Consider the following 25,281-nt stretch of genomic DNA (forward strand, 5'->3'; position numbering starts at 1 on the left):
TGAAAAAATTGGCCGGTGCACTCTGCCCCGGCCCGGGTGGCCTAGTTACAGAAGTGGTGGGTGGTTTTGCGGTATTCGCTGGGGCTTAACCCGACTCGCTTTCTGAACACCCGCGAGAAATAGAGCTGATCGTCATAGCCCACCTGTTGGCCGACCACCGCGATCGGCATCGGCGTGGTCTGTAGCAACAGCTTGGCGCGTATGACTCGCTGGTCCTCGCGCCAGCGCACGATGCTCACCCCGACATGAGAGCGAAACAGGTGCGAAAGACGCGAAGGGGAGAGAAATACCCGCTCGGCCAGCTCCTCAATCGATATCTCGGTCGAGAGCGATTCGCTCAAGATCTGGCAGGCCTGCAGAATACGCGGATCCATCGGCGCCTGATTGGCCTGGGCGTGCTGCTCATAGCAGCGGATCAGCAGCTGCTCGAGCCGGTTCATGGCCAGCTGCTCGGACATGGGGCGGATCTCTTTATGGCGCTGCTCTATCTCCTGAAACAGGTCATCGAACTCCTGCCGGGTGGCGGCATCGGGCAGCGTCATCAAGCCGATGTGGTCGCGCGTATTAGGCCATTTCAGCCAGTCAGCCCAGTAGGCGCGGGGGCGAAAATAGACCCAGCGGTGATACCAGCTATCACTGTCATCAGCGCGCCGGTAGTGGTGGATGGTGTTGGGCGGAAACAACAGCAGATCGCCGGGCTCGACGGTCAACTCTTGCGCTCCGGTATAGATATAGCCCTTGCCGCGGGTGGTGAGATTGATGATATATCCCTTCATCCCGAGCGGGCGGTCGATGGTGAAATCCAGTACGCTGCCCTGCTCAATCGGGGTCAGGCCCGAGACCAGAAAGGCATCAAAGGCATACCCGGGCAGCAGGGGATTGTTCTGCACACCTTGTTGATCTTTGGGCATCATGGGGGCGTAGCTTATGTCCAGGTTCCAAGGAATCGTTTTCATGCTAGCTTGCCTCGCTTAATAAACCCTGTATCAATAATCGATTGGTTGAAACGGCTCACACTTCCTGCCGACCATATGGATGATTGCGCTGCGACGCCGGTTGTGATGCGGCGTGGCAACATGGACAAAAACAGGAAGGGCCAGCGTCTGGCTGGCCCTTCCGACAGTGCCTTAAACACGCGCCTTGCGCACCTGTTTGTAACGGTCAAACAGCACGGCGGCGAGCAGGATCAGGCCGCGCACCACATACTGGGCAAACGGCGAGATGTTGAGCAGGTTCATGGCATTTTCCATTATCCCCAGGATCAGAACCCCGGCGATGACATAGGAAATTTTGCCGATCCCGCCCTTCATCGACACCCCACCCAGCACGCAAGAGGCGATGACGATGAGCTCGAAGCCAATCGAGGTCATCGGCTGGCCCGAGGTCATGCGTGAGGCCAGGATGATGCCGGCCAGCGAGGCAATCAGGCTGGTCATGGTGAAGATGATCACCTTGGTGCGCACCACATTGACACCGGCCAGACGAGCCGCCTCTTCGTTACCACCGATCGACAGGGTGTTACGGCCGAAAGTGGTTTTGTTGAGCAGCAGACCAAACAGGATGAAGCAGACGATGGTGATCCAGACCGGAGTCGGGATCCCGAAGAACGCGGAGTTACCGATGTCGAAGAACGACTCTTCGGCAATCCCGACCGCCTTACCATCGGAAATGATATAGCCCATCCCGCGCGCCATCTGCATGGTGGCAAGGGTGGTGATCAGGGCGTTGATCTTGAACTTGGCGACCACGATGCCATTGATGAGGCCAAACAGCAGACCCACCCCAAGCCCGGCAAACACCCCCATGGTGATGCTTTCGGTCAGGTTGATGGCCACCGCGCAGGCGACCCCCGAGCAGGCCACGATGGAGCCGACTGACATATCAAACTCGCCAGCCGCCAGACAAAACAGCATGCCGCAGGCGACCATGCCGGTCATCGAGACCGCCAGCCCCAACCCCTTCATGTTAATCAGGCTGCTGAAGTTGGGAATAAACAGGCAGGCCAGGGCAAACAGGATGGCGAAGATCACCAGCATGCCGTACTGATCCCAGACGCGGGCCAGGGTCCGAACCGTCTGGGCTCCGGCGCCGCTGTGCTCGCTCGCTACAGAATGTGTGGTGGTTACCATATGCATCTCCTTGAATTGAGCAATCGTTCTCAGTGGCGTGCCGGCATGGCCAGGTTCAGGGTGTTGACCTCGTTGGCTTCCCCGTGCAGCAGCTCGCCAGCAACCCGGCCTTCACGCATCACCAGGATGCGATCCGAGATCCCCAGCACTTCTGGCAGCTCGCTGGAGACCACCACCACGGCGATGCCGGAGCGGGCCAGATCGTAGATGACGTTATAGATTTCGTTCTTGGCGCCCACGTCGATGCCGCGAGTGGGTTCGTCGAGCAGAATCACCTTCATGTCCTCTGACAGCCAGCGGCCGAGAATGGCTTTTTGCTGGTTGCCACCGGAGAGGTTGGCGATGGTCTGATTGGCCGACGGAGTCTTCACCTTCATGTCGCGGATCCGCAGCCGGGCGTTCTCGTTCTCCCACGACTGATCGATGATGCAGCCCAGGCGCGCCTTGTGACGGCGGGCGCTGATGTTGATGTTCTCCTGCACCGAATGGATCGGAATGATGCCAAGTGCCTTGCGATCTTCGGTGCAGAGCATGATGCCACTGTGGATGGCGTCGATGGGGTTGCGGATTGGCACCTCTTTGCCATACACCGCAATGGTGCCGCCGGTGGCCTTTTCAGCGCCGAAGATGAGTTTCATCAGCTCGCTGCGCCCGGCACCCACCAGCCCGAAGATGCCGAGGATCTCGCCGCGGCGCACCGCGAACGAAAGCGGCTCGGCCAGTCCCGGGCCGCACAGATCCTGCACCGCCAGGCCCATCTCCCCGTGGGGACGCGGGCTGTAGTCATAGATATCGGTCAGCTCGCGTCCCACCATGGTTTTGACCAGCAGATCGCGGGTTACATCGCTCATCTGCTCGAAGGTGCGCACATACTGGCCATCTTTAAAGACGGTAATGGCATCGCACAGCTCGAAGATTTCATCCATGCGGTGCGAGACATAAAGAATCACCTTGCCTTCGTCACGCAGCTGGCGAATCACCCTAAACAGCTGCTCAATCTCGCGCGAGGAGAGGCTGCTGGTGGGCTCGTCAAAGGCGATGATACGGGCGTCACGGGTGAGCGCCTTGGCAATTTCAATCATCTGCCACTGGCCAAGAGAGAGGTATTTGAGCGGGGTCTCTGGCGCAATATCCATGCCCAGGCGGGTCAGCTGGCGGCTGGCATCCTGATAGAGGCGCTCCTTGTCGATGAGGCCGTGGCGAGTGGGCAGTTGGCCCAAATAGATGTTCTCGGCCACCGTCATCTCAGGGACCAGATGCAGCTCCTGATAGATGATGGCGATACCGCTGTGCAGGGCGTCGGCGGTGGTGTCGAAACTGACCGGATTGCCGCCCAGCAGAATCGTGCCGGCACTGGGTTTTTGGAAACCGCTGAGAATCTTCAGCAGTGTGGATTTGCCGGCGCCATTTTCACCCATGAGCGCGTGCACCGTTCCTTCCTGGCAGGAGAAGGAGACATTCTGCAAGGCTTTCACTCCGGGGAACTCCTTGCTGATGTCACAAAACTGCAGATAGGGTACAGACTGGTTCATAGTGACACTCCACCCGGCATGGGGTCGCCCCCATGCCGGTGCTGATGATTACAGACCTTTCTTCTTGAGCTCTTCTTTGAAGTTTTCGCGGGTGATCAGCACCACGTCGGTCACTTCGGTGAACTTGGCCGGCTCTGCGCCCTTGGCAACCCAGTCATGCAGCATCTGGATGCTCTTGTAGCCATGTACGTCCGGGCTCGGCAGCAGGGAGCCGAAGAAGCCGGTCGGTTTGGACTTGGAGAGCTCGTTGACCGCATCGACGCCGTTGATGCCGATACCGATCACGTTGTCGGCCTTGAAGCCCTGACCTTCGGTGGCGCGAATACCGCCGAGCACGGTGTTGTCGTTCATACCGACCACCAGCCAGTTTTTCACTTCAGGATGCTGAACCAGCATGGAGTTGGCGGCATCCAGTGCGCCCGGAATGTCGTTGGACTTGGTCGGAACACTGTAGATTTGGCCGGCCGGGAAGCCTGCTGCCTTGAGGGCACTCAGCGAGCCTTCAACACGGCGACGAGCGGTATCGAGCTCGTTGGCGGTAATGGCCAGCACGCCAGAGACCTTCGGGTCCCACTTGCGGTTGGTCATCTCCTTGTAGAGCTCTTGACCCTGACGCTCACCGATCTTGGTGGCGGCCATCATCACCAGCGGCACATTGGTCATGGGCTGACCCTTGGCGTTGACGAACTGGTCATCGACCGTGATCACCTTCATATCGAGGCTCTTGGCACGGGCCATGATGGCCGGGCCGAGTTTCGGGTCCGGGGTGCAGATAACAAAGCCCTTGGCGCCATTAGCCGCCAGGCTGTCGATAGCATTCAGGGTTTTTTCACCATCGGGGACAGCAATTTTAATGACATCAAAGCCGAGATCCTTACCGGCTTTATCGGCAAATGCCCATTCGGTCTGGAACCAGGGTTCTTCCGGTTGTTTTACTAAATAGCCGAGCTTTAATGCCTCAGCCGCAAGAGCAGAATTCGCCATACCCAGCATTAGACCTGCAGCCAGTAAGCTTTTAACCAGTTTATTCATGGAAAGGCCTCCAAGATTTATTGTCTTTCGGTAGTGTCCATTTGATGCTCTACATGGTTGCAACCAAGGGGTTTTTTATCAGTTTCATAAAAAACAACAACTTGCACTCTTGGTGTTTGCAGCGGTGTTATTTTTAGCCATAAAGTTCGAGGAGAATAGCGATCAGGATCACGCTCGGTAATAACAGCGGATTTATCTATATGTTCAGCAGAAACGTCATATATAGGAAATTGCTAGTTTGATCACAAATAGGGACTAAAGCATATTCGTCCATATTTGTAGCTAACTATTACTAACCGGCCAATTAGCCATCTCCTATTGTGTCTGGCAGCGACGTTCCCACTATTTACTAAAATCAGGAGAACACCATGCCAGAGCAAATTGTCATCGGTTTGGATTTTGGCACTGATTCAGTGCGTGCCCTGGCAGTGCGCTGCCGGGATGGTGCCGAACTGGCGACTCATGTTGTCAATTACCCGCGCTGGAGCGAAGGCCGTTACAGCGATCCGGTGCACAACCGTTTCCGCCATCACCCCCTCGACTACATCGAATCGATGGAGCAGGCGGTGGTGGCTGTCGTGGGACAACTGACACCGGCGCAGCGTGCCGGTGTGCGCGGGATCGGGGTCGATACCACAGGCTCCACGCCGGCGCCCATCGACGAGCAGGGTCGGGTTCTGGCACTGCGCCCCGAGTTTGCTGACAACCCCAACGCCATGTTTGTGCTGTGGAAAGATCACACCTCGATTGCCGAGGCCGAGGCGATCACCGCTCTGTGCCACAGTGGTCAGTTTGCCGACTACAGCCGTTATATCGGCGGTATCTACTCCTCGGAGTGGTTCTGGGCCAAGATCCTGCACGTTTCGCGGGCCGATACTGCGGTGCGTGACGCTGCCTGCAACTGGATTGAGCTGTGTGACTGGGTGCCGGCGCTCCTGACCGGTACCGAAGCCCCGGCCAACATTCGCCGTGGTCGCTGCTCGGCCGGTCATAAGTCGCTTTGGCACCCTGAGTGGGGTGGCCTGCCGCCTGCCGATTTTCTCAATGCGCTCGATCCGCTGCTGACCCGCGATCTGGACTATCCGCTCTTTACCGATACCTGGACCGCCGACCTTCCGGTGGGATCGCTCACCCCTGAGTGGGCCGAGCGGTTGCACCTGCCAGCCAATGTGGTGGTGGCCGGTGGCGCGTTTGACTGTCACATGGGCGCCGTCGGTGCTGGCGCCGGACGCCATGCGCTGGTCAAGGTGATTGGGACCTCAACCTGCGACATCCTGATGGCTGACGCGCAGACCATCGGTGGCCGGGCGATTGCCGGTATCTGTGGTCAGGTCGATGGCAGCGTGCTGCCCGGCATGATTGGTCTTGAGGCCGGTCAATCCGCCTTTGGCGATATCTATGCCTGGTATCAGCGCCTGTTGGCCTGGCCGCTGGAGCAGCTCGCCACCCAATATCCGGAGCTGCGCACCGCCCTTGATCAATACCGGCAAAAACTGCTGCCGCAGCTTAGTCAGGCGTGGGATCGCCATGCCGATCTCTCCAGTTTGCCGCTGGTGCTCGACTGGTTTAACGGCCGCCGTACCCCGTATGCCAACCAGCGCCTCAAGGGCGTGGTGAGCGGGCTGAACCTTGGCACCAGCGCGCCCGATCTGTTTGGCGCCCTGATTGTGGCCACCGCTTGCGGCGCACGCGCCATCATGGAGTGCATGACCACGCAGCAGGTGCCGGTTGAGCAGGTGATTGCCTTAGGTGGCATTGCCCGTAAGTCAGCGGTGGTGATGCAGGTGTGCGCCGATGTGATGAACCGGCCGATCCAGGTGGTGGCCTCTGACCAGTGCTGCGCACTGGGCGCTGCGGTGTTTGCTGCCGTCGCGGCCGGCGTCATTCCTGATATGGGCACGGCGCAGGCGCAGATGGCCAGCAAGGTCGAGCAGACCTATCTGCCCAACCCCGAGCGGGTGCCGGCTTACGAGGCCATCTACCAGCGCTATCTTGCCTGGGTTGCCGCGTGCGAGCCGCTCTATAACGCCGAGGAGCTGCACGTATGAGCCTGGCCCAACTCAAGCAGCAGGTGCTTGAGGCAAACCTCGACCTGCCGCGCCACCGGCTGGTGACCTTCACCTGGGGCAATGTGAGCGGTATTGACCGCGAGCGGGGCCTGGTGGTGATCAAACCGAGCGGCGTGGAGTATGACCACATGGGGATCGACGACATGGTGGTGCTCGATCTTGATGGCAACCGGATTGAGGGGCAGCTGCGCCCCTCCTCCGACACCCCCACCCATCTGGTGCTCTATCGCCGCTATCCCGACATCGGTGGGGTGGTGCACACCCACTCCAGCCATGCCACCGCGTGGGCTCAGGCCCAGCGTCCGGTGCCGATCTTTGGCACGACTCAGGCTGATTATTTCCACGGCGATGTGCCTTGCTCACGGTTGCTCACACCGGGTGAGGTGGCCGAGGACTACGAAGGGCTGACCGGCCATCTGATTGTCGAGACCCTGTGCGATACCGCGCCGCTCACCGTGCCCGGCATTCTGATTGCCAACCACGGTCCGTTCAGTTGGGGTAAGGATCCGCATCAGGCAGTCCATAACGCCGTGGTGCTCGAAGAGATCGCCCGCATGGCCTGGATGACGTTGCAGATTAACCCGCAGGCCGCCCGCCTGCCCGATTACATGCTGGAGAAACATTACCAGCGCAAGCATGGCAAGCATGCCTATTACGGCCAGACTCGCGGCCAGTGACTTTCGAGGAAAATCAAGATGGATGTTTTGAAACAGCGTGAAGTGTGGTTTGTGATTGGCAGCCAGAATCTGTATGGCGCCGAAACCTTGCGTCAGGTGGCTGATCACGCCCAGACCGTGACCGATACCCTCAATCGCACTGCCGGTTTGCCACTTAACATTGTGCTCAAGCCCACCGGCACCACCATTGACGAGATCACCGCGATTGCCCGCGATGCCAACCACAACAATGCCTGTGTCGGGGTGATGGTGTGGATGCACACCTTCTCGCCGGCCAAGATGTGGATCCCGGCCTTAAGCCAACTCGACAAACCGCTGCTGCAGTTCCACACCCAGTTCAACCGTGATCTGCCGTGGAACGACATCGATATGGACTTTATGAACCTGAACCAGACCGCCCACGGTGGCCGCGAGTTCGGTTTCATGGGGGCCCGTCTGCGCCTGCCACGTACCGTGGTGGTCGGCTATTGGGAAGACAAGGGCGTGCACGCCAAGATTGCCCGCTGGATGCGGGTGGCCAGCGCCATTGACGAGAGTCGCTCGCTCAAGATTGCCCGCTTTGGCGACAACATGCGCCACGTGGCCGTCACCGAAGGGGACAAGGTAGAAGCCCAGATCCGCTTTGGTTATCAGGTTAACTACCACCCGGTGGGCGATCTGGTGCGCGAAATCAGCGCCGTGAGCGTGGGGGATATCGATGCCCTGCTCGACGAGTATGAAGCCAGCTACACCCTGACTGACGCAGTCAGGGTTGGCGGCGCCCATCGTGAATCGCTCTATGAAGCGGCGCGCCAAGAGCTCGGGATGCGCAACTTCCTGACCAAGGGCGGCTTTGGCGCCTTCACCACCACCTTTGAAGACCTGCACGGCATGCATCAGTTGCCGGGTCTGGCCTCGCAGCGCCTGATGGCGGCGGGTTTCGGCTTTGGCGCCGAAGGGGACTGGAAAACCGCTGCCCTGCTGCGCACCCTCAAGGTGATGGGGCAAGGTCTGCCGGGCGGCACCTCCTTTATGGAGGATTACACCTATCACCTGGAAGAGGGACGCAATCTGGTGCTCGGCGCCCACATGCTGGAAGTGTGTCCGTCGATTGCCGCCGCCAAGCCGGTGCTGGATGTGCAGCATCTGGGCATTGGCAAGAAGGCGCCGCCCGCCCGCTTGCTGTTCGCCGCGCCGGCCGGTACTGGCTACAACGCCAGCCTGATCGACATGGGCAACCGCTTCCGTCTGGTGGTCAACAAGCTCGACGTGGTCGAACTGCCGCAAAAACTGCCCAAACTGCCGGTGGCCTGCGCCCTGTGGGATCCGAAACCGAATCTGGAAGTGGGGGCCGAAGCCTGGATCCTGGCTGGCGCGGCGCACCACTCGGTCTTTACCCAGGCGCTCGATGAAGAGTATCTGCGTATCTTCGCTGACTTCCTCGGTATCGAGTTTGTGCTGATTGATGAACAAACCACCATCCCGGCTCTTAAGCAGGCGCTGCAGTGGAACGAGGTCTACTACAAGCTTTGCCGCTAAGGCGCTGAACCTGCGGCCAGTTTGCCAACGGCGGTCTTTGTGCCGCCGTTTCCTTTTTCGGATTTTACTGACATCAAGGAGTGATTCATGCCTACGCTTCTCGACCAATTACGGCGGTTGACCACCGTTGTCGCCGACACCGGCGAACTGCCCGCCATCCTGACCTACCAGCCCGATGACGCCACCACCAACCCGTCGCTGATCTTAAAAGCCGTCAGCCACCCCGACTATGCGCCGCTGCTGGAGCGGGTGATGGAGGAGGCCCGTGCCGCCCACAGCGAGCACAACAAGCAGATTGCCTGCGCTGCGGATAGGCTGATTGTGGCCATCGGCTGCGAGGTGCTCAAACACATTCCCGGCCGCATCTCGACTGAGGTCGATGCCCGCCTCTCGTTTGATACCGAGGCTACGGTGGCCAAGGCGCGCCGCCTTATCAGGCTCTATGCCGAGCAGGGCATTCCGGCTTCGCGGGTGCTGATCAAAATCGCGTCCACCTGGGAGGGGATTCGCGCCGCCGAACAGTTAGAGCGCGAAGGGATCGCCTGCAACCTGACGCTGTTGTTTAGCTTTGCCCAGGCGCGCGCCTGCGCCGAAGCTAGCGTCACCCTCATCTCTCCGTTCGTGGGTCGCATCCTCGATTGGTACAAGGCCAAAACCGGCGAAGAGTATGCCCCCGAGCAAGATCCGGGTGTGCTGTCGGTGCGCGCCATTTACCGCTACTACAAGCGTCACGACTACCCGACCGTGGTGATGGGGGCGAGCTTTCGCAGCGCCGGTGAAGTGCTGGCGCTGGCCGGGTGTGATCGGCTGACCATCAGTCCGCCGCTGCTCAAAGCGCTGGCCGAAGAGAGCGGGGTGCTGGAGGCCAAGTTGGTGGATGACGGGGTGCGCGACGAGCGTCCGGCCCGCATGAGTGAAAATGAGTTTCGCTGGCAGCACAATCAGGACGCGATGGCGACCGAAAAGCTGGCCGAGGGGATCCGGCTGTTTGCAGCGGATCAGGAAAAACTCGAACAGTTGCTGGCAAGCCGCTTGGGCTAGGGAGGCATCATGGCAACGCAGGCACTGCATCAGGCGTGGGGGGAGTATCAACTCTACAGCCTGCACAATGCACAGGGCAGTCGGGTCGATGTGTCTGACCTTGGCGCCACCATCGTCAATTTCTGGGTGCGTGGCGGCAATGAAAAACCGGTCAACGTGGTGATGGGGTTTGCAAGTCCCGAGCACTACTTTGCCACCCGCACGTATATGGGGGCCGTGGTCGGCCCGTGGGCCAACCGCATCCGCGCCGGGCGCTTTGAGCTTGATGGCCGCACGGTTCAACTGGCGGTCAATGAAAACGGCAACCATCTGCACGGTGCCAGTGGCGGCCTGCATCTGCGCCGCTGGCGGGTGCTCGGCCATGACCGGCACACGCTGACACTGGTCTGCGAGGTGGCTGCAGGCGAAGCCGGTTATCCGGCCAACCTGCAGGTGACCCTCACCATGACATTCGATGATGAAAATCGTCTGCTGCTTGAGTATCAGGCTTCGGTGGATCGACTGGCGCCCATCAACCTGACCCAGCACAGCTACTTCAATTTAAGTGGCGGCGAGGTGGGCATTGCCGAGCATCTCTTAAGCGTGGCGGCGCACCACTATCTTGCCATCGACGCCGGATTGCTGCCGACGGCCCGGTTACCGGTAGCGGGCAGTGCGATGGATCTGCGCCTGCCGGTGCGCTTGGGTGAGCGAATTGACAGCGATGAGGCGCAGGTTGCACTGGTGGGCGGATTTGATCACTGCTGGTGTCTGGACCAGAGCAGCGAGCCGGCTGCGCGGCTGGTCTGCCCGCACAGTGGCTTGGCGCTGATGGTTCAGACCGATCAACCGGGTATTCAGGTCTATACCGGTAATGCCTTGAGCGGCGAGGTGGGTCACGAAGAGCGGCGTTATGGCAAGCACAGCGGCATCTGTCTTGAGACCCAGTGTTATCCGGATCAGGTCAACATGCCGCTTTTGAAGGGCGACTGTCTCTACTCGCCACAGCGCGCCTATCATCAACGCACCTCGTTTCAACTACTGACGCTCTGATGGCACCGTGCAGATGAAAAAAGGGCCGACGTATCACACGTCGGCCCTGCTGTTTGAGCAGTCAGGGTTACACCAGCATGATCTCGACGCCCTTGGCGCGCAGCTGATCGAGCACCTGAGGATCGGCATCGTGACCGGTGATCAGGATATCGATGCGCTCGGCGGGGCAGAACAGCATGCCTGCCCGTTGTCCCAGCTTGCTGCTGTCGGCCAGCACCACCAAGCGGCCGATATGGTTGAGCATCTTCTGCTCGGCCATGGCGGTCAGCATGTCCATCTTGTAAAGCCCGTCGGCGGTAATCCCCTTGCCGCTGGTAAACATCCAGTGGCCGGCATAGAGCGAGGAGATCTCGTCTTGCGGCGCCAGAGTGATGGACTGGGATTTATTGTACTGGCCGCCGATGATCACCACGCCGTCATGGTCGTGCTCAATCAGGTAGTTGGCGAGCGGAAAGTAGTTGGTGATGACCTGAATATCCTGCCCGCAAAGCTGTTGGCCGAGTACAAAGGCGGTCGAGCCACAGTTGATGACGGCACTTTCGCCCGGTTGGATCAGGTTCGCCGCCGCTTGGGCGATACGCATCTTCTCGCTGTGATTGAGACTCTCATGGCTGCTTAGGGGCGACCAGTGGGTTTTGGCCTGCTCCAGCGCTTCGGCGCCGTTGCGCACCTTGCGCAGCCGGCCGGTGTCATGCAGCTTATTGATGTCACGGCGGGCGGTAGCCGGTGAGATATCAAAGGCTTGCATTATGCTGCTTACCGAGAGATGGCGCTGTTGGTTGAGCAGATCCAGAATGGCGCTGTGGCGCTGGGCTTCAGTCATGACGTGCCTGATGATTGCATCTGATTTTGGCGTGATTATATCGCGCACCGGCATGAATGACAGCTGTTGTCGGGATGCTTTTGAAGACATGATGGTTACGCCAGTGCCAAACCGGCACGCAGACCGGTCTCAAGCAGCCGCGCTCTGGCCTGTTGCAGGTTGCGCGCCCACTGCTCATCCTTGGCCCACATCTCCAGCACCAGTGGCCCGTTGTAGCCGATATCGACCAGCGTCTGGAAGATGGCGGCAAAGTCCACTTCCCCTTCACCGATCACCAGGTCGCGAAACTGCCCCTGATAGTCGCCGCTCACCTTGCGGGTATCTTTCAGGTGGATCTGTACGATGTGCTCGCAGCTTAAGCGCAGCTCGGTGCAGGTGTCGTAGTTCCAACCTGTGATATTGCCCACGTCCGGATAGGCCATGAAGTAGGGGGAGGGGATCGCTTTTTTCAGCACCTCAAATTTGCTCAGGGAGTTGAGATAGGGGGTATCCATAATCTCGACCCCGAGCATCACACCAGCGCGCTCGGCCATGCGGGTGGCGGCCTTCATCCCTTCAATAAAATGCTGGTGGGTTTGCGCACTTTGCGGCTCGTAATAGACATCGTAACCGGCCAACTGAATACAGCGGATGCCGAGCTTGTAAGCTAGGTTGATCGCCTGCTCCATGATGGTGTGGGCTTGTTGGCGGATGGCCGGATCGCTTGAGCCAAACGGGAAGCGGCGATGGGCGCTCAAGCACATAGATTGCAGCGGAAAGTTGTGTTTTTCGCACAGGTGGCGCAGCCGGTAGATCTCCACGTCACTCCACGAAAGCCGTGCCAGTTTCTCATCGGTTTCGTCAACCGACATCTCGATAAAATCAAATCCAAGCTCCTTGGCCGAGAGGATCTTCTCTTCCCAGTCGAGGTTGACCGGCAGCGCCTTTTCGTAGAGCCCAAGGCGGAAGGGCTTGTCAAAGTTGTGCATAGTGGCTCCGGGATCAGATGGCAAAGCAACGGGTCAAGGTGTCGAGAATGCCGCGACCGTTGTGGTCTTCGGCGGTAATGTGCTGGGCGGCGCGGCGCACCGGCTCGTCCGAGTTGGCCATGGCCACACCCAGACCGGCCAGGGTCAGCATCGAGATGTCGTTGTGGTTATCACCGATGGCGACCACGCGCTCAGGTGAGATATCCAGCTGGGTCAGCAGCTCGGCCAGGCGAGCTCCCTTGCTGTTGCCTGCGCGGGCAAAATCCATGCGATTGCGCCACGACTGCTCGGCGCAAAAGTGTTGTTTTATCCAGGGGTGGCTGGCCAATTCGCTCACCTCTGCCATCTCCCCTTCCACCACGAACTTCCACACATGGCTGCTGCGAGCGAGCGCTTGCTCAAGCGATGCCACCGGTTTTACCTGCGGGCGAATCGCGTCGGGAAACTGGCTGGCCCAGCGCCCCATCGCCTCCATGTAGCGCACCGGGGTCCCGGCCGGATAGACCATGCAATCGTTCAGATACATCACGATGTTGAGGTGGTGCGCACGGGCCAGCTCGATAAAGCGGGTGGCCTCTTCACGGGGCACCGCGTCACAGGCCAGGATTTGTCGGCGGGCATAGTCATAGACATAGGTCCCGTTGCAGCTGATGACTGGCGTATCGAGACCGAGCTGATGGTGAAAGGGGTGGGCGGCGGTGTGGTGACGGCCGGTGACCAGCAGCACGGTAGCCTGCTGGCTGATGCGGCGAATCGCCTCGCTGATAGCTGGCTGGATGGTATGGTCGCTGGTGAGGGTGGTGCCATCGAGATCCAGGGCCAGGGCTTGATAGTGCATGGTGAGCCTCTCGCGTGGGCAGCAAAGCGGCGCCACGGCAATGGCCGTGGCGCACGGGTCTTACAGGAAGGACTTGTAGGGCAGTTCCGGCTCGTCGACGAAGATGTCGTCAAAGCCGCGCGGGTGCTGGTAGTGCATCCGGCTCTGATCGGTCGGGAAGGTGTACTTGCCGCCCACTTGCCAGAAGAAGGGGCTAAAACCGTAGCCGAGACGCTCTTTTTTCATGTTCCACAGCACTTCAATTTCACGGGGATCGCTTTGGAAGTTAGCCCAAATATCGTGGTGGAACGGGATCACCACCTTGGCATTGAGCGACTCGCCGGCGCGCAGGATATCGGAGGCGGTCATCTTGTCGGTGACACCGCGCGGGTTTTCACCGTAAGAGAGCAGCGCCACGTCGATCTGGTTGTCGTTACCGTGTTTGGCGTAGTAGTTGGAGTAGTGGGAGTCACCGGAGTGGTAGAGGTTGCCGCCGCTGGTTTTCACCAGATAGTTGACGGCGCGCTGATCCATACCATCGAGGATCTCCTTGTCATAGGAGGAGACGCCGGCCGGCAGGGTGACCAGGGCGGTGCGGTCGAACGCATCGAGTACCTGGATGGTGATATCACCGACCTCAATATTGTCACCCACCTTGGCCACAATGCAGCGCTCGGCCGGGACACCCCACTTCTTCCATAGGTTGACGCAGGCTTGCGGACCAATGAACTTGACGTGGGAACCACAGTTTTGCAGCACGGCGGCGGCAACGTTTACATCAATGTGATCTGCGTGATCATGAGTGGCCAGTACCGCATCAATCTGCTTGATCCCGAACGGATCGAGCACAAACGGCGAGGTTCTCAGGTTAGGTTGCAGCTTACGGACTCCGCCCATGCGCATCATCTGGTGCTGCTTGTTCATATAGGGATTGCCGTGGGTTTTCTTGCCAGTACCGCACCAGAAGTCGATGGAGATGTTGGTATTGCCGGCTGACTTCAACCAAATCCCGGTACAGCCGAGCCACCACATGGCGAAGGTATTCGGCTTAACCTCTTCTTGCTCGATCTCTTCATTCAGCCAGGTTCCCCACTCAGGGAAGGTGCTGAGGATCCATGATTCACGGGTGATTTCATCAATCTTGCTCATTGGACATACCTTCTGGTTTGGATGCTATGGCCCGCCGCCGGGTGTCGGCAGTGGGTCTTGACGACCGCATGGTGCGCGTTGTTGCGCACTCATGATTACTTTTGACTTGCGGTGACTATATCAATGCGTTTTTTGATTATCAATGATTACCATGATTGTTTTGTGATTGTCGCTGCATAATCCCAGAGAGTGTCATCGGGGGTTTAGGGTTATTTTATTGATTTTACTGTGTTTTTATTTTGAGTGCATTGAATTCATTGGTGGTGGTGAGGGGGCCTTGGGTGCCGATGGCAGGAAGAATTATTTGCAAGTGATGATTCTGTTTAGAAAAAATGAGCAGGATAGGAGTTTTTCTAGGCAAGATCTTCATCACAAAAAATCATAAAATGATTCTATATGATTCGTTGTGAGTTTTATGAGGGTGGTAACAGTCATGCCGCCCTGGTGAGAGTAAAGAAGGGGATGCCCGGATATACGGTGACATCAGCCCTCTAATCCAATAGCAATGAGTTGTCCTCATTTTGGACGGAGCAACGATATGGAAACCCTCTACAACGTTTTTTACATTTTCTACAGTCAGGTGATGACCAAGGCACCGCTGCTACTGGGGCTGGTGACCTGCATCGGCTACCTGCTGCTGCGGCGCGATGGCACCACCGTTATCAAGGGCACGATCAAGACCATCGTCGGCTTTATGCTGGTGCAGGTCGGTTCGACCACCCTGGTGGCCGGCTTTAAACCGGTGATTGAAAAAATCTCGGAGTATCATCATCTGACCGGTTCGGTCATCGACCCCTACACCACCATGATGGCCACCATGGAGACCATGAAGGATAACTACTCCTGGGTCGGCTATGCGGTGCTGTTGGCGCTGGGGTTTAACATCCTGCTGGTGGTGCTGCGCCGCTTTACCGGGATTCGCACCATCATGCTCACCGGCCACATCATGTTCCAGCAAGTCGGGCTGGTGGCGGTCTTCTATCTGGTGATGGGTGCTTCCATGTGGGAAACCATCATCTATTCGGCCGTGATCATGGCGCTCTATTGGGGGATCTCCTCCAACATCATGTTCAAGCCGACCCAGGCGGTCACCGGTGGTGCCGGTTTCTCTATCGGTCACCAACAACAGGTTGCCTCCTGGATTGCCACCAAACTGGCGCCGCGTCTTGGCGATCGTGAAGACAGCGTGGATCAGCTCAAGCTGCCCAAATGGCTGCACATCTTCCACGACAGCATCACCGCGACCGCCATCGTGATGACCGTGTTCTTTGGCATCATCCTGCTCTCGTTTGGTCTGGATAACCTGCAGAAGATGGCCGGTCCCACCCACTGGACCATCTATATCCTTGAAACCGGCCTCAAGTTTGCCGTGGCCATTCAGGTGATCGTCGCCGGGGTGCGGATGTTCGTGGCCGAGCTCTCGGAAGCGTTTAAGGGGATCTCCGAGCGAGTGATTCCGAACGCCGTACTGGCCATCGACTGCGCCGCCATCTATGCCTACTCGCCTAACGCCATGGTGTTCGGTTTCATCTGGGGTACCTTGGGCCAGTTCCTGGCGGTCATTGGCCTGCTGGTGTTCCAGTCCCCCATCATGATCATCCCGGGCTTTATCCCGATGTTCTTCTCCAACGCCACCATCGGCGTGTTCGCCAACCACTTTGGTGGCTGGAGAGCGGTGATGAAGATCTGCTTTGTCATGGGCATCATCGAAGTGCTGGGGTCGGCCTGGGCCATTCACCTGTTTGCCCAGCATGGCACCGCCTTCAACGGCTGGATGGGGATGGCGGACTGGGCGCTGGTGTTCCCGGTGGTGTTGCAAGGTCTCTCCTTCTCCTCGTTCTTCTTCGTGGTGCTGCTGGCCGGTGCCGGGGTCTACATGTACTTCGCCTCCCGGACCCTGCGTGCAGAAGAAGACGCTGCAGCTGACCTGCCGGTTGCCAACGCTGGTGCCGACGATGATGGTGCGCCGGTTGCCATGGGCAGCGGCCACGCCGTGCGTATTCTCGCGGTGTGCGGCAACGGTCAGGGCTCGTCCATGATGATGAAAATGAAGATAGGCAAGTTCCTTGAGCAACGGGGTGTGCCGCACATCATGGATTCCTGCGCTGTGGCAGATTACAAGTCCAAGCTGGCGACCACTGACATCATCGTCTCTTCCAAGCACCTGGCCGGTGAAATGCACCCGGGCGATGGCAAGTTTGTGCTGGGGGTTCAGAACATGCTCAACCCGCAATCGTTCGGTGATGAACTGCTCGGCCTTATCAACCAGAACTTCACCCGTTAACCCCGTTGTAGTCCCGCCACGCTATGGTGGCGGGCAAGGAGAAAGGTATGAAATTCAAGCAATCTTTGATCGATAACGACTCGGTACTGCTCAACGCCAAGGCGGCAAACTGGCGCGAGGCCATCAAGCTCGGTACCGACATGCTGATCGCCTCCGGCGCGGTCGAGCCCCGTTATCACGAGGCCATCATCAGCAGCATCGAGAAGATGGGGCCCTATATCGTGATTGCGCCGCAGTTCGCCATGCCGCATGCCCGCCCGGAAAACGGTGTGAATCGCACCGCATTTTCCCTGGTGACCCTGAGTACGCCGGTCCACTTTGAAGGCGAAGATGAGCCGGTCGATGTGCTGATCACGTTGGCAGGCAGCACCTCGGATGAGCACATGGAGGGGCTGATGGAGGTCACTCAGGTGCTGGAAGATGAGCAGAGCGAAACCGGGATCAACCTCGACAAGTTGCGGGTGTGCCAGAGCCGCGAAGCGGTATTCCAGGTGATTGACGAGGCCCTGGCACAGCCGGCCTGAGTCGTGACAAGGCGCCCCGCAAGGGGCGCAGGAGAGCGAAGATGTACAAGCAATTGAAAGAGACCGTGCTGGAAGCCAACCTGCTGTTGCCGCGCCACGGTCTGGTAACGCTCACGTGGGGCAATGTTTCCCAGATCGATCGCGCGCGTGGCGTGATGGCCATCAAGCCATCGGGGGTCTCTTACGAGCAGATGACGGTCGACGATATTGTGGTGGTTGATTTGAACGGCCAGGTGGTGGAAGGGCGCCTTAATCCTTCCAGCGATACCGCCACGCATCTGGTGCTCTATCGTGCTTTTAGCGCCATCGGCGGCATTGTTCACACCCACTCGCGCCACGGCACCATCTGGGCTCAGGCCGGGATGGACATTCCCGCGCTCGGCACCACCCATGCGGACTATTTTTACGGCGACATTCCCTGCACCCGGCCGCTGAGCGAGCAGGAGATCCGCGAGGATTACGAGCTGCACACCGGTGAGGTGATTGTCGAGGAGTTCGGACAGCGCGATCTCGATCCGGCCGCCGTGCCCGGCGTGGTGATCACCGGACACGCTCCCTTCTGCTGGGGCAAGAGTGCCGTCGATGCGGTCCACAACGCACTGGTTCTCGAAGAGGTCGCCGCCATGGCGCTCTCGACCCGTCTGCTCAACCCGGCCATTCATATCGACCAGTCACTGTCGGACAAGCACTACTTCAGAAAACACGGCGCCAACGCTTACTACGGCCAGCGTAGCGACGCCTAATCGTTGAATTAAACGGATACCCCGATTGTCGGGTGGCAACTGCCACGGGCTTCGTGCATCCAAAAATCGGGTCATCTCACTGTTTTAGCTATGAAAAAGGATACCTATCATGACCAAACCCATGCTCCAGATTGCCCTTGATTCCACCGATCTTGCCACCGCCATCGGTATTGCCGACCGGGTCCACAGCTTTGTCGAAGTGATTGAAGTAGGCACCATTTTGGCGTTTGCTGAAGGGATGAGCGCGGTTAAAACCCTGCGCGAACGTCACCCGGACCACATCATCGTCTGCGACATGAAGACCACCGACGGCGGCGCCATTTTGGCGCGCATGGCGTTCTCGGCGGGTGCGGACTGGATCACCGTCTCGGCGGCCGCCCACGTCGCCACCATCGCCGCCTGCAAGAAAGTGGCGGACGAGTTTGGTGGTGAAATCCAGATTGAGCTCTACGGCAACTGGACGTTGCAGGATGCCCAGCAGTGGGTAGATATGGGGATTACCCAAGCCATCTATCACCGCTCCCGTGATGCCGAGCTTGCCGGCGTGAGCTGGACCCAGGATGACCTGTCGCGTATGCGCACCCTCTCCGAGTTGGGGCTGGAGCTCTCCATCACTGGCGGCATCGTGCCGGAAGATATCCACCTGTTTGAAGGTATTCGCGCCAAGACCTTTATTGCCGGTCGCGCGCTGGCCTCTGAAAGTGGCCAAGCCACGGCCGAAGCGCTGCGCAGTGAAATCGCCAAGTATTGGTAACGTCTCATCAGGCGGCCTTCGGGCCGCCGTTTTTGTTTGTGCTGTTTAACCTCATTCAAGGAGTGATACGTGACCACGCTTCTCGATCAATTGCGGCGGTTGACCACCGTCGTCGCCGACACCGGCGAACTGCCCGCCATCCTGACCTATCAGCCCGATGACGCCACCACCAACCCGTCGCTGATCTTAAAAGCCGTCGGCCACCCCGACTATGCGCCGCTGCTGGAGCGGGTGATGGGGGAGGCCCGCGCCGCCCACAGCGAGTGCAGCCAGCAGATTGCCTGCGCCGCCGATAGGCTGATTGTGGCCATCGGCTGTGAGGTGCTCAAACACATTCCCGGCCGCATCTCGACCGAGGTCGATGCCCGTCTCTCGTTTGACACCGAGGCCACGGTGGCCAAGGCGCGCCGCCTTATCAAACTCTATGCCGAGCAGGGTATCCCGGCTTCGCGGGTGCTGATCAAAATCGCGTCCACCTGGGAGGGGATTCGCGCCGCCGAACAGTTAGAGCGCGAAGGGATCGCCTGCAACCTGACGCTGTTGTTTAGCTTTGCCCAGGCGCGCGCCTGCGCCGAAGCTGGCGTCACCCTCATCTCTCCGTTCGTGGGGCGCATCCTCGATTGGTACAAGGCCAAAACCGGCGAAGAGTATGCCCCCGAGCAAGATCCGGGTGTGCTGTCGGTGCGCGCCATTTACCGCTACTACAAGCGTCACGATTACCCGACCGTGGTGATGGGGGCGAGCTTTCGCAGCGACGGTGAAGTGCTGGCGCTGGCCGGGTGTGATCGGTTGACTATCAGCCCGCTGCTGCTCAAAGCGCTGGCCGAAGAGAGTGGAGAATTGGAGGCCAAGCTGGTGGATGACGGGGTGCGAGACGAGCGTCCGGCCCGCATGAGTGAAAATGAGTTTCGCTGGCAGCACAATCAGGACGCGATGGCGACCGAGAAGCTGGCCGAGGGGATCCGGCTGTTTGCGGCGGATCAGGAAAAACTCGAACAGCTGCTGGCAAGCCGCTTGGGCTAGGGAGTGACACCATGAAACTTGATGCAAGAACCCTGGCCAATGCAGTGCGCATGCTCAGCGTGGATGCGGTGCAGGCGGCTAACTCCGGCCACCCGGGGGCACCGATGGGGATGGCTGATATCGCCGAAGTGCTGTGGCGCCGTCATCTGCGCCACAACCCTGCCGACCCGCAGTGGATCAACCGCGACCGCTTTGTGCTCTCCAACGGCCACGGCTCCATGCTGCTTTACTCGCTGCTGCACCTGACCGGTTACGATCTGCCTATCGAAGAGTTGCGCCGTTTTCGCCAACTGCATAGCCGCACTCCGGGCCACCCGGAGTATGGCTATACCCCTGGCGTGGAAACCACTACCGGCCCGCTGGGGCAGGGCATTGCCAATGCCGTGGGCATGGCGCTGGCTGAAAAAGTGCTGGGGGCCCAGTTTAATCGCGGCGCGCATCAGGTGATCGATCACTACACCTGGGCCTTTCTCGGTGATGGTTGCCTCATGGAGGGGATCTCCCACGAAGTCTGCTCGCTGGCCGCCACTCTGGGGCTTGGCAAGCTGATCGCGTTTTGGGATGACAACGGCATCTCCATCGACGGTCACGTTGAGGGCTGGTTTACCGACAACACCCCCGAGCGGTTTCGGGCCTATGGCTGGCAGGTGATCGAGGCGGTGGACGGGCACGATCCTGCCGCCATTGACGCCGCCATTGTGGCGGCCAAGGGGGATAGTGCCCGGCCAACCTTAATCTGCTGCAAGACGGTGATCGGTTTTGGCTCGCCGAATAAGTCGGGGAGCCATGATTGTCACGGCGCACCACTGGGTGAGAGTGAAGTGGCCAAGGTGCGCGACGCGCTGGGTTGGCCCTGGCCAGCCTTTGTGATCCCCGATGAGATCTACGCCGCCTGGGATGCCCGCTCGGCCGGAGCGATAGCCCAGTCGAGCTGGCAGCATCAGTGGCGTGCCTTTGCTGCGGCCGAGCCCGAGCTTGCCGGCGAGCTGGATCGCCGCTGCCGCGGTGAACTGCCGAGCCACTGGCAGAGCACCATGGCCGATTATCTGGCCGGGTTGCAGGCTAATCCGGCTGCCGTGGCCAGCCGTCAGGCGAGCCTGAATACCCTCAATCAGCTGGCACCCATGCTGCCTGAGTTACTGGGGGGATCGGCCGATCTGGCGCCCTCTAACCTCACTCGCCACAAACTGGCGGTGAGTGTCAGCGCCGAGCAGCCGGATGGCAACTACCTGCACTACGGCGTTCGCGAGTTTGGCATGTCCGCCATCATGAACGGGGTGGCCCTGCACGGCGGGTTTATTCCCTACGGCGGCACCTTCCTGATATTTATGGAGTATGCCCGCAATGCGGTGCGCATGGCGGCCCTGATGAAACAGCGCGCCATTTTTGTCTACACCCATGACTCCATCGGACTGGGTGAAGATGGCCCGACCCACCAACCGGTCGAGCAGTTGGCCTCGCTGCGCCTGACACCCAACATGGAAACCTGGCGCCCTTGCGATCAAGTGGAGACCGCCGCCAGTTGGCAGGCTGCCATTGAGCGTCGTGACGGCCCGAGTGCGCTGATCTTCTCGCGCCAGGCGTTGGCTCAGCACTCCCGTGATGGGAATCAGTTGGCGGCGATTGCCCGTGGTGGCTATGTGCTGCGCGACTGCGTGGGCATTCCGGCTCTGATCCTGATTGCGACGGGGTCGGAAGTGGGGCTGGCCATGAGCGTGGCAACGACGCTTGGTGCCCAAGGGGTGAAGGTGCGGGTGGTGTCTATGCCGTGCACCGAGCGCTTTGATCGCCAGCCGGCAGCCTACCGCGAGCAGGTGTTGCCCTCCAGTGTGCGGGCACGCCTTGCCATTGAGGCCGGGATCGCCGGTTTCTGGCAGCGCTACACCGGTCTGGATGGGGATGTGGTCGGCATGACCGGCTTTGGCGAGTCGGCCCCGGCCGGTGAACTGTTCGAGCTGTTCGGCTTTAGCCATGAACAGGTACTGGACAAGGCGCGGACTCTATTGCAACGTCATTATCAGGCCTGATAACACGCTGTTTACCTGTTATCGGGTCTCAATCCATGGTCAACGACAGGTTGTGCAACATGATTTATCGCTTCGGAAAACAGGAGGGTAAACAGTGTGGTACCAGTCGTTGACCATTAAATAACACAGTGGAGGTGGATATTATATTGGATAAATCACTCAATATGACGTGGTGAAATACAGGATGTCCACATTTCGTTAAGAAACACTTAATAAAGAGTTTGTCTGGTCTGATTTTTAGACCGCTATTGATTGCTTGGTAAAATAATAAGTCGATAAAAGAGAAGCGAGGCGTCGCTTTATCCTGAAATAATGAAACACTGTATGAATAAGAATCAGATTATCTGAATACACTGTATATATTCATGTGATACTATTCTGCATGCCCTTTTGATAAAAGGGTTTAATAGGAGAGAAAAATGAGTATTTTTGAACAAACTCCGGTAGCGCGCAGACGCTACGGGTTGGCCGCATTTATCGGTTTGATCGCTGGTATTGTCTCTGCATTTGTAAAATGGGGGGCGGAGCATCCGCTGCCTCCGCGTAGCCCGACGGATATCTTCAGTGCTGCCTGCTCTCCGGAATCGCTGATCCGTGCAGCCGATCAGATTGACTGCTCGCGTAACTTCCTGAACCCGCCCTATGTATTCCTGCGCGACTGGTTGGGTGTTGCTGATCCGAATGCTGCGGTATATACCTTTGCCGGCCACGTATTTAACTGGGTGGGTGTAACACATATTACCTTCTCCATTGTGTTCGCCGTAGGTTATTGCATCGTTGCCGAAGTCTTCCCCAAGATTAAATTGTGGCAAGGTCTGTTGGCCGGTGCGCTGGCACAACTGTTCGTGCACATGATCTCTTTCCCGCTGATGGGTCTGACTCCGCCGCTGGCTGCGCTGCCGTGGTATGAGCACGTTTCCGAAATCGTCGGTCACCTGATTTGGTTCTGGTCGATTGAAATTATCCGTCGTGACCTGCGTAACCGCATCACTCACGAGCCGGATCCTGAAATTCCGCTCAACGCGGCCCGTTAATGGGTATATTGTCAGGAGCAATCTAGTGTTCCTGATAACGTAAAAAGCCGACATTCCGGATAGGATGTCGGCTTTTTTATCGGCAAATATCAGCCAGTCAGCTTAAAACCAACGGGACGCCGGACGCCCGGTATTTTATGGTTAGCGTTCGCTGAAGAAGGCGCGCCGGATCCCCAGCTCAAGGCCACGCACCTCGGCCAGCCCCTTAAGGCGGCCGATGCAAGAGTAACCCGGGTTGGTTTTCTTGTTGAGGTCATCGATCATCTGATGGCCGTGGTCGGGGCGCATCGGAATGGCGCGCTGATCCCCGGCGGCCAGTCGGCGTTGCTCCTCGCGAACGATCTCCAGCACCACGTTATACATGTCCACATCTCCGTTGAGGTGGGCGGCCTCGTGGAAGGTCATGGGGTCCTCTTCACGCTTGGTCGAGCGCAGATGGGTGAAGTAGATGCGATCGCCATAGGCTTTGATCATTGCCACCAGATCGTTGTCACTGCGCACCCCGTAAGAGCCGGTGCACATGGTCAAACCGTTCATCGGGCTTGGCACCCGCTCAACTAACCAGGCGATATCGTCGATGGTGGATACGATGCGCGGCAGGCCGAGAATGGGGCGGGGCGGGTCATCGGGATGCACCGCCAGACGAACCCCCACCTCTTCACAGACCGGGACGATCTGGCACAGAAAATCAGCCATGTGTTCACGCAACGTGGCTTTGTCGATATGGCGGTATTTGTCGAGCTGGGCTTGGAATTGCGCCAGGGTATAGCCCTCTTCTGCGCCGGGCAGACCGGCGATGATGTTGCGGGTCAGAGTCTCTACCTGCTCCGGCGTCATCGCGGCGTAATAGTCACGGGCCTGCTGCTGTTCGCGCTCGCTATATTCGTCAAAGGCTCCCGGACGCTTGAGAATGCACAGCTCAAAAGCGGCAAAGGCGATGTGATCAAAGCGCAGGGCGCGCGAACCATCAGGCAGCTCATAAGCCAGATCGGTCCGGGTCCAGTCCAGCACCGGCATAAAGTTGTAGCAGACGGTATCGATGCCGCAGGCCGCCAGATTGCGGATGCTCTGCTTGTAGTTATCGATCCAGAGTTGGTACTGGCCGGTGTGGGTCTTGATCTCTTCGTGCACAGGCACGCTCTCCACCACCGACCAGGTCATTCCCTTCTCTTCGATGAGCGCTTTGCGTGCAAGGATCTCCTCGACACTCCAGATCTGCCCGTTGGGAATATGGTGCAGGGCGGTGACGATGCCGGTGGCTCCGGCTTGTCGAATATCATTGAGGGTGACCGGGTCATTCGGCCCGTACCAGCGCCAAGTCTGTTCCATTACTGCCTCGTTTCGTCTCTTGAGAGGTTAACTGGCGAATCTGACGGGATAGGAAGCAAACAGATAACCGTCAAATTCGGGGGCATCGACATCGGAAAGTTCCATCAGTCGCTGCTTCACATTTTCCAGGTGGGTCCACATAGCCAGTTTGGCGGCCGCGGGATCCTTCTTTTGCATTGCAGCCAGAATTGCCTGGTGGTCTTTGAGCCACTCCTGACGGTATTCATAGCTGGCAATGCGTTCGTGCAAGTGTTGCCACATAGGGTTGTTGTCACGGCTCTCCCAGGAGTGTTGCCACAAGTCGACCAGCAGATTGTTGTGGGTCGCCTCGGCAATCGCCTGGTGAAAGTCCCTGTCGCCATCTTCTCCTTCACCACTTTCAAGGTCGCGACGCTCGGCCTCGAGCGCCGCCCGCATCTTCTGGATGTCACTCGGAGTGACCTGAAGGGCAGCAAATTCGGCAATGTTGCTCTCGAGCAGTTGGCGGGCTTGCAGTAACTCAAAAGGTCCCATCATGCGGCTGCGTGACGTCGTGTTATCCGCATCAGGAATGGCGATAACGTAGATACCTGACCCTTTGCGAACCTCCACAAAACCTTCAATTTCCAGCATGATTAGGGCCTCACGGACTACCGAGCGCCCCACTCCCAATTGTTCTGCGATATCACGCTCTGGTGGGAGGCGAGTTCCGATCGAATAGTGTCCGGATGCCAGCTCCTGCTTGAGGAACTCCCCTACCTCCCGATACTGACGTTTGACCTCAGTGTTCATGACGT

General features: G+C 58.7%; 22 protein-coding genes. 12 read left to right on the plus strand and 10 right to left on the minus strand.

The window, feature by feature from the left end; all coding sequences use genetic code 11:
- Positions 1-41: 41 nt before the first annotated feature.
- The 4 genes from araC to BW958_RS00785 all read right to left on the minus strand — a co-directional run bounded on the left by araC (position 42) and on the right by BW958_RS00785 (position 4,693).
- A complete protein-coding gene (gene araC, locus BW958_RS00770; RefSeq protein ID WP_372628824.1) occupies positions 42-914 on the minus strand; it encodes an arabinose operon transcriptional regulator AraC in 873 nt (290 codons plus the stop codon).
- A 213-nt stretch (positions 915-1,127) separates the two neighbouring features.
- Entirely contained in the window at positions 1,128-2,135 is a 1,008-nt protein-coding gene (araH, locus tag BW958_RS00775; RefSeq protein ID WP_076573397.1) for an L-arabinose ABC transporter permease AraH, read from the minus strand.
- A 23-nt stretch (positions 2,136-2,158) separates the two neighbouring features.
- Entirely contained in the window at positions 2,159-3,661 is a 1,503-nt protein-coding gene (gene araG, locus BW958_RS00780) for an L-arabinose ABC transporter ATP-binding protein AraG (RefSeq protein ID WP_076573398.1), read from the minus strand.
- Positions 3,662-3,709: 48 nt separating this feature from the next.
- Positions 3,710-4,693, minus strand: coding sequence for an arabinose ABC transporter substrate-binding protein (locus tag BW958_RS00785; protein ID WP_076573399.1), 984 nt, complete (start codon positions 4,691-4,693; stop codon positions 3,710-3,712).
- Between the two features lie 368 nt (positions 4,694-5,061).
- On the opposite strand from BW958_RS00785, the gene BW958_RS00790 reads away from it, so the two are divergent.
- The 5 genes from BW958_RS00790 to BW958_RS00810 all read left to right on the plus strand — a co-directional run bounded on the left by BW958_RS00790 (position 5,062) and on the right by BW958_RS00810 (position 11,030).
- Positions 5,062-6,741 (plus strand): ribulokinase, encoded by a 1,680-nt coding sequence (locus BW958_RS00790; protein ID WP_076573400.1) that lies wholly within the window; start codon positions 5,062-5,064, stop codon positions 6,739-6,741.
- Positions 6,738-7,439: an L-ribulose-5-phosphate 4-epimerase gene (locus BW958_RS00795; RefSeq protein ID WP_076573401.1), complete on the plus strand. Its 702-nt coding sequence runs from the start codon at positions 6,738-6,740 to the stop codon at positions 7,437-7,439. The genes BW958_RS00790 and BW958_RS00795 overlap by 4 nt, the downstream gene beginning before the upstream one ends.
- An 18-nt stretch (positions 7,440-7,457) precedes the next feature.
- The gene (gene araA / locus BW958_RS00800; protein ID WP_076573402.1) at positions 7,458-8,957 is read left to right on the plus strand and encodes an L-arabinose isomerase; all 1,500 of its coding nucleotides are present in this window, start codon (positions 7,458-7,460) and stop codon (positions 8,955-8,957) included.
- Positions 8,958-9,044: 87 nt separating this feature from the next.
- Positions 9,045-9,998 (plus strand): transaldolase, encoded by a 954-nt coding sequence (gene tal / locus BW958_RS00805; RefSeq protein WP_076573403.1) that lies wholly within the window; start codon positions 9,045-9,047, stop codon positions 9,996-9,998.
- Between the two features lie 9 nt (positions 9,999-10,007).
- Positions 10,008-11,030: an aldose epimerase family protein gene (locus BW958_RS00810; RefSeq protein ID WP_076573404.1), complete on the plus strand. Its 1,023-nt coding sequence runs from the start codon at positions 10,008-10,010 to the stop codon at positions 11,028-11,030.
- A 67-nt stretch (positions 11,031-11,097) separates the two neighbouring features.
- On the opposite strand, the gene ulaR is transcribed toward BW958_RS00810, so the two are convergent.
- The 4 genes from ulaR to ulaG all read right to left on the minus strand — a co-directional run bounded on the left by ulaR (position 11,098) and on the right by ulaG (position 14,787).
- On the minus strand, positions 11,098-11,853 hold the full coding sequence (gene ulaR, locus BW958_RS00815) for an HTH-type transcriptional regulator UlaR (protein ID WP_076573405.1): 756 nt from the start codon (positions 11,851-11,853) through the stop codon (positions 11,098-11,100).
- A gap of 95 nt (positions 11,854-11,948) precedes the next feature.
- The gene (locus BW958_RS00820; RefSeq protein ID WP_076573406.1) at positions 11,949-12,821 is read right to left on the minus strand and encodes an L-ribulose-5-phosphate 3-epimerase; all 873 of its coding nucleotides are present in this window, start codon (positions 12,819-12,821) and stop codon (positions 11,949-11,951) included.
- Between the two features lie 13 nt (positions 12,822-12,834).
- On the minus strand, positions 12,835-13,659 hold the full coding sequence (locus BW958_RS00825) for a Cof-type HAD-IIB family hydrolase (RefSeq protein ID WP_076573407.1): 825 nt from the start codon (positions 13,657-13,659) through the stop codon (positions 12,835-12,837).
- A gap of 60 nt (positions 13,660-13,719) precedes the next feature.
- On the minus strand, positions 13,720-14,787 hold the full coding sequence (ulaG, locus tag BW958_RS00830; RefSeq protein ID WP_076573408.1) for an L-ascorbate 6-phosphate lactonase: 1,068 nt from the start codon (positions 14,785-14,787) through the stop codon (positions 13,720-13,722).
- 538 nt (positions 14,788-15,325) lie between these two features.
- Between ulaG and BW958_RS00835 the strand changes: the two genes are divergently transcribed.
- The 7 genes from BW958_RS00835 to BW958_RS00865 all read left to right on the plus strand — a co-directional run bounded on the left by BW958_RS00835 (position 15,326) and on the right by BW958_RS00865 (position 23,176).
- Positions 15,326-17,071, plus strand: a complete 1,746-nt coding sequence (locus BW958_RS00835) for a PTS ascorbate-specific subunit IIBC (RefSeq protein WP_076573409.1) — start codon at positions 15,326-15,328, stop codon at positions 17,069-17,071.
- A 47-nt stretch (positions 17,072-17,118) separates the two neighbouring features.
- Positions 17,119-17,595, plus strand: a complete 477-nt coding sequence (locus tag BW958_RS00840; RefSeq protein ID WP_076573410.1) for a PTS sugar transporter subunit IIA — start codon at positions 17,119-17,121, stop codon at positions 17,593-17,595.
- Between the two features lie 41 nt (positions 17,596-17,636).
- The gene (locus BW958_RS00845; protein ID WP_076573412.1) at positions 17,637-18,338 is read left to right on the plus strand and encodes an L-ribulose-5-phosphate 4-epimerase; all 702 of its coding nucleotides are present in this window, start codon (positions 17,637-17,639) and stop codon (positions 18,336-18,338) included.
- Positions 18,339-18,447: 109 nt separating this feature from the next.
- Positions 18,448-19,092, plus strand: coding sequence for a 3-keto-L-gulonate-6-phosphate decarboxylase UlaD (locus BW958_RS00850; RefSeq protein ID WP_076573414.1), 645 nt, complete (start codon positions 18,448-18,450; stop codon positions 19,090-19,092).
- A 69-nt stretch (positions 19,093-19,161) separates the two neighbouring features.
- Complete coding sequence (gene tal / locus BW958_RS00855) at positions 19,162-20,115, plus strand: transaldolase (RefSeq protein WP_076573416.1); 954 nt, start codon at positions 19,162-19,164, stop codon at positions 20,113-20,115.
- Positions 20,116-20,126: 11 nt separating this feature from the next.
- The gene (tkt, locus tag BW958_RS00860) at positions 20,127-22,142 is read left to right on the plus strand and encodes a transketolase (RefSeq protein ID WP_076573418.1); all 2,016 of its coding nucleotides are present in this window, start codon (positions 20,127-20,129) and stop codon (positions 22,140-22,142) included.
- A gap of 419 nt (positions 22,143-22,561) precedes the next feature.
- Positions 22,562-23,176 carry a YagU family protein gene (locus BW958_RS00865; RefSeq protein ID WP_076573420.1) on the plus strand — a complete coding sequence of 205 codons (615 nt, stop codon included), beginning with the start codon at positions 22,562-22,564 and terminating at the stop codon, positions 23,174-23,176.
- Positions 23,177-23,317: 141 nt separating this feature from the next.
- Here the strand turns inward: BW958_RS00865 and uxuA are convergent, their stop codons facing one another.
- A complete protein-coding gene (gene uxuA, locus BW958_RS00870; protein WP_076573422.1) occupies positions 23,318-24,505 on the minus strand; it encodes a mannonate dehydratase in 1,188 nt (395 codons plus the stop codon).
- 27 nt (positions 24,506-24,532) lie between these two features.
- Positions 24,533-25,276: an FCD domain-containing protein gene (locus tag BW958_RS00875; RefSeq protein ID WP_076573423.1), complete on the minus strand. Its 744-nt coding sequence runs from the start codon at positions 25,274-25,276 to the stop codon at positions 24,533-24,535.
- Between the last annotated feature and the right edge of the window lie 5 nt (positions 25,277-25,281).

It is taken from the genome of Aeromonas sp. RU39B, assembly GCF_900156095.1.
GTDB lineage: Bacteria > Pseudomonadota > Gammaproteobacteria > Enterobacterales > Aeromonadaceae > Aeromonas.

Bases quoted from the DNA above. Each gene is read 5' to 3' on its own strand.
- BW958_RS00825 (WP_076573407.1), bottom strand. From the start codon at position 13,659: ATGCACTATCAAGCCCTGGCCCTGGATCTCGATGGCACCACCCTCACC.
- BW958_RS00850 (WP_076573414.1), top strand. From the start codon at position 18,448: ATGACCAAACCCATGCTCCAGATTGCCCTTGATTCCACCGATCTTGCC.
- tal (WP_076573403.1), top strand. From the start codon at position 9,045: ATGCCTACGCTTCTCGACCAATTACGGCGGTTGACCACCGTTGTCGCC.
- BW958_RS00835 (WP_076573409.1), top strand. From the start codon at position 15,326: ATGGAAACCCTCTACAACGTTTTTTACATTTTCTACAGTCAGGTGATG.
- BW958_RS00875 (WP_076573423.1), bottom strand. From the start codon at position 25,276: ATGAACACTGAGGTCAAACGTCAGTATCGGGAGGTAGGGGAGTTCCTC.
- ulaG (WP_076573408.1), bottom strand. From the start codon at position 14,787: ATGAGCAAGATTGATGAAATCACCCGTGAATCATGGATCCTCAGCACC.
- BW958_RS00790 (WP_076573400.1), top strand. From the start codon at position 5,062: ATGCCAGAGCAAATTGTCATCGGTTTGGATTTTGGCACTGATTCAGTG.
- araH (WP_076573397.1), bottom strand. From the start codon at position 2,135: ATGCATATGGTAACCACCACACATTCTGTAGCGAGCGAGCACAGCGGC.
- BW958_RS00820 (WP_076573406.1), bottom strand. From the start codon at position 12,821: ATGCACAACTTTGACAAGCCCTTCCGCCTTGGGCTCTACGAAAAGGCG.
- tkt (WP_076573418.1), top strand. From the start codon at position 20,127: ATGAAACTTGATGCAAGAACCCTGGCCAATGCAGTGCGCATGCTCAGC.
- BW958_RS00785 (WP_076573399.1), bottom strand. From the start codon at position 4,693: ATGAATAAACTGGTTAAAAGCTTACTGGCTGCAGGTCTAATGCTGGGT.
- araA (WP_076573402.1), top strand. From the start codon at position 7,458: ATGGATGTTTTGAAACAGCGTGAAGTGTGGTTTGTGATTGGCAGCCAG.
- BW958_RS00810 (WP_076573404.1), top strand. From the start codon at position 10,008: ATGGCAACGCAGGCACTGCATCAGGCGTGGGGGGAGTATCAACTCTAC.
- uxuA (WP_076573422.1), bottom strand. From the start codon at position 24,505: ATGGAACAGACTTGGCGCTGGTACGGGCCGAATGACCCGGTCACCCTC.
- BW958_RS00865 (WP_076573420.1), top strand. From the start codon at position 22,562: ATGAGTATTTTTGAACAAACTCCGGTAGCGCGCAGACGCTACGGGTTG.
- BW958_RS00795 (WP_076573401.1), top strand. From the start codon at position 6,738: ATGAGCCTGGCCCAACTCAAGCAGCAGGTGCTTGAGGCAAACCTCGAC.
- araC (WP_372628824.1), bottom strand. From the start codon at position 914: ATGATGCCCAAAGATCAACAAGGTGTGCAGAACAATCCCCTGCTGCCC.
- araG (WP_076573398.1), bottom strand. From the start codon at position 3,661: ATGAACCAGTCTGTACCCTATCTGCAGTTTTGTGACATCAGCAAGGAG.
- BW958_RS00840 (WP_076573410.1), top strand. From the start codon at position 17,119: ATGAAATTCAAGCAATCTTTGATCGATAACGACTCGGTACTGCTCAAC.
- ulaR (WP_076573405.1), bottom strand. From the start codon at position 11,853: ATGACTGAAGCCCAGCGCCACAGCGCCATTCTGGATCTGCTCAACCAA.
- BW958_RS00845 (WP_076573412.1), top strand. From the start codon at position 17,637: ATGTACAAGCAATTGAAAGAGACCGTGCTGGAAGCCAACCTGCTGTTG.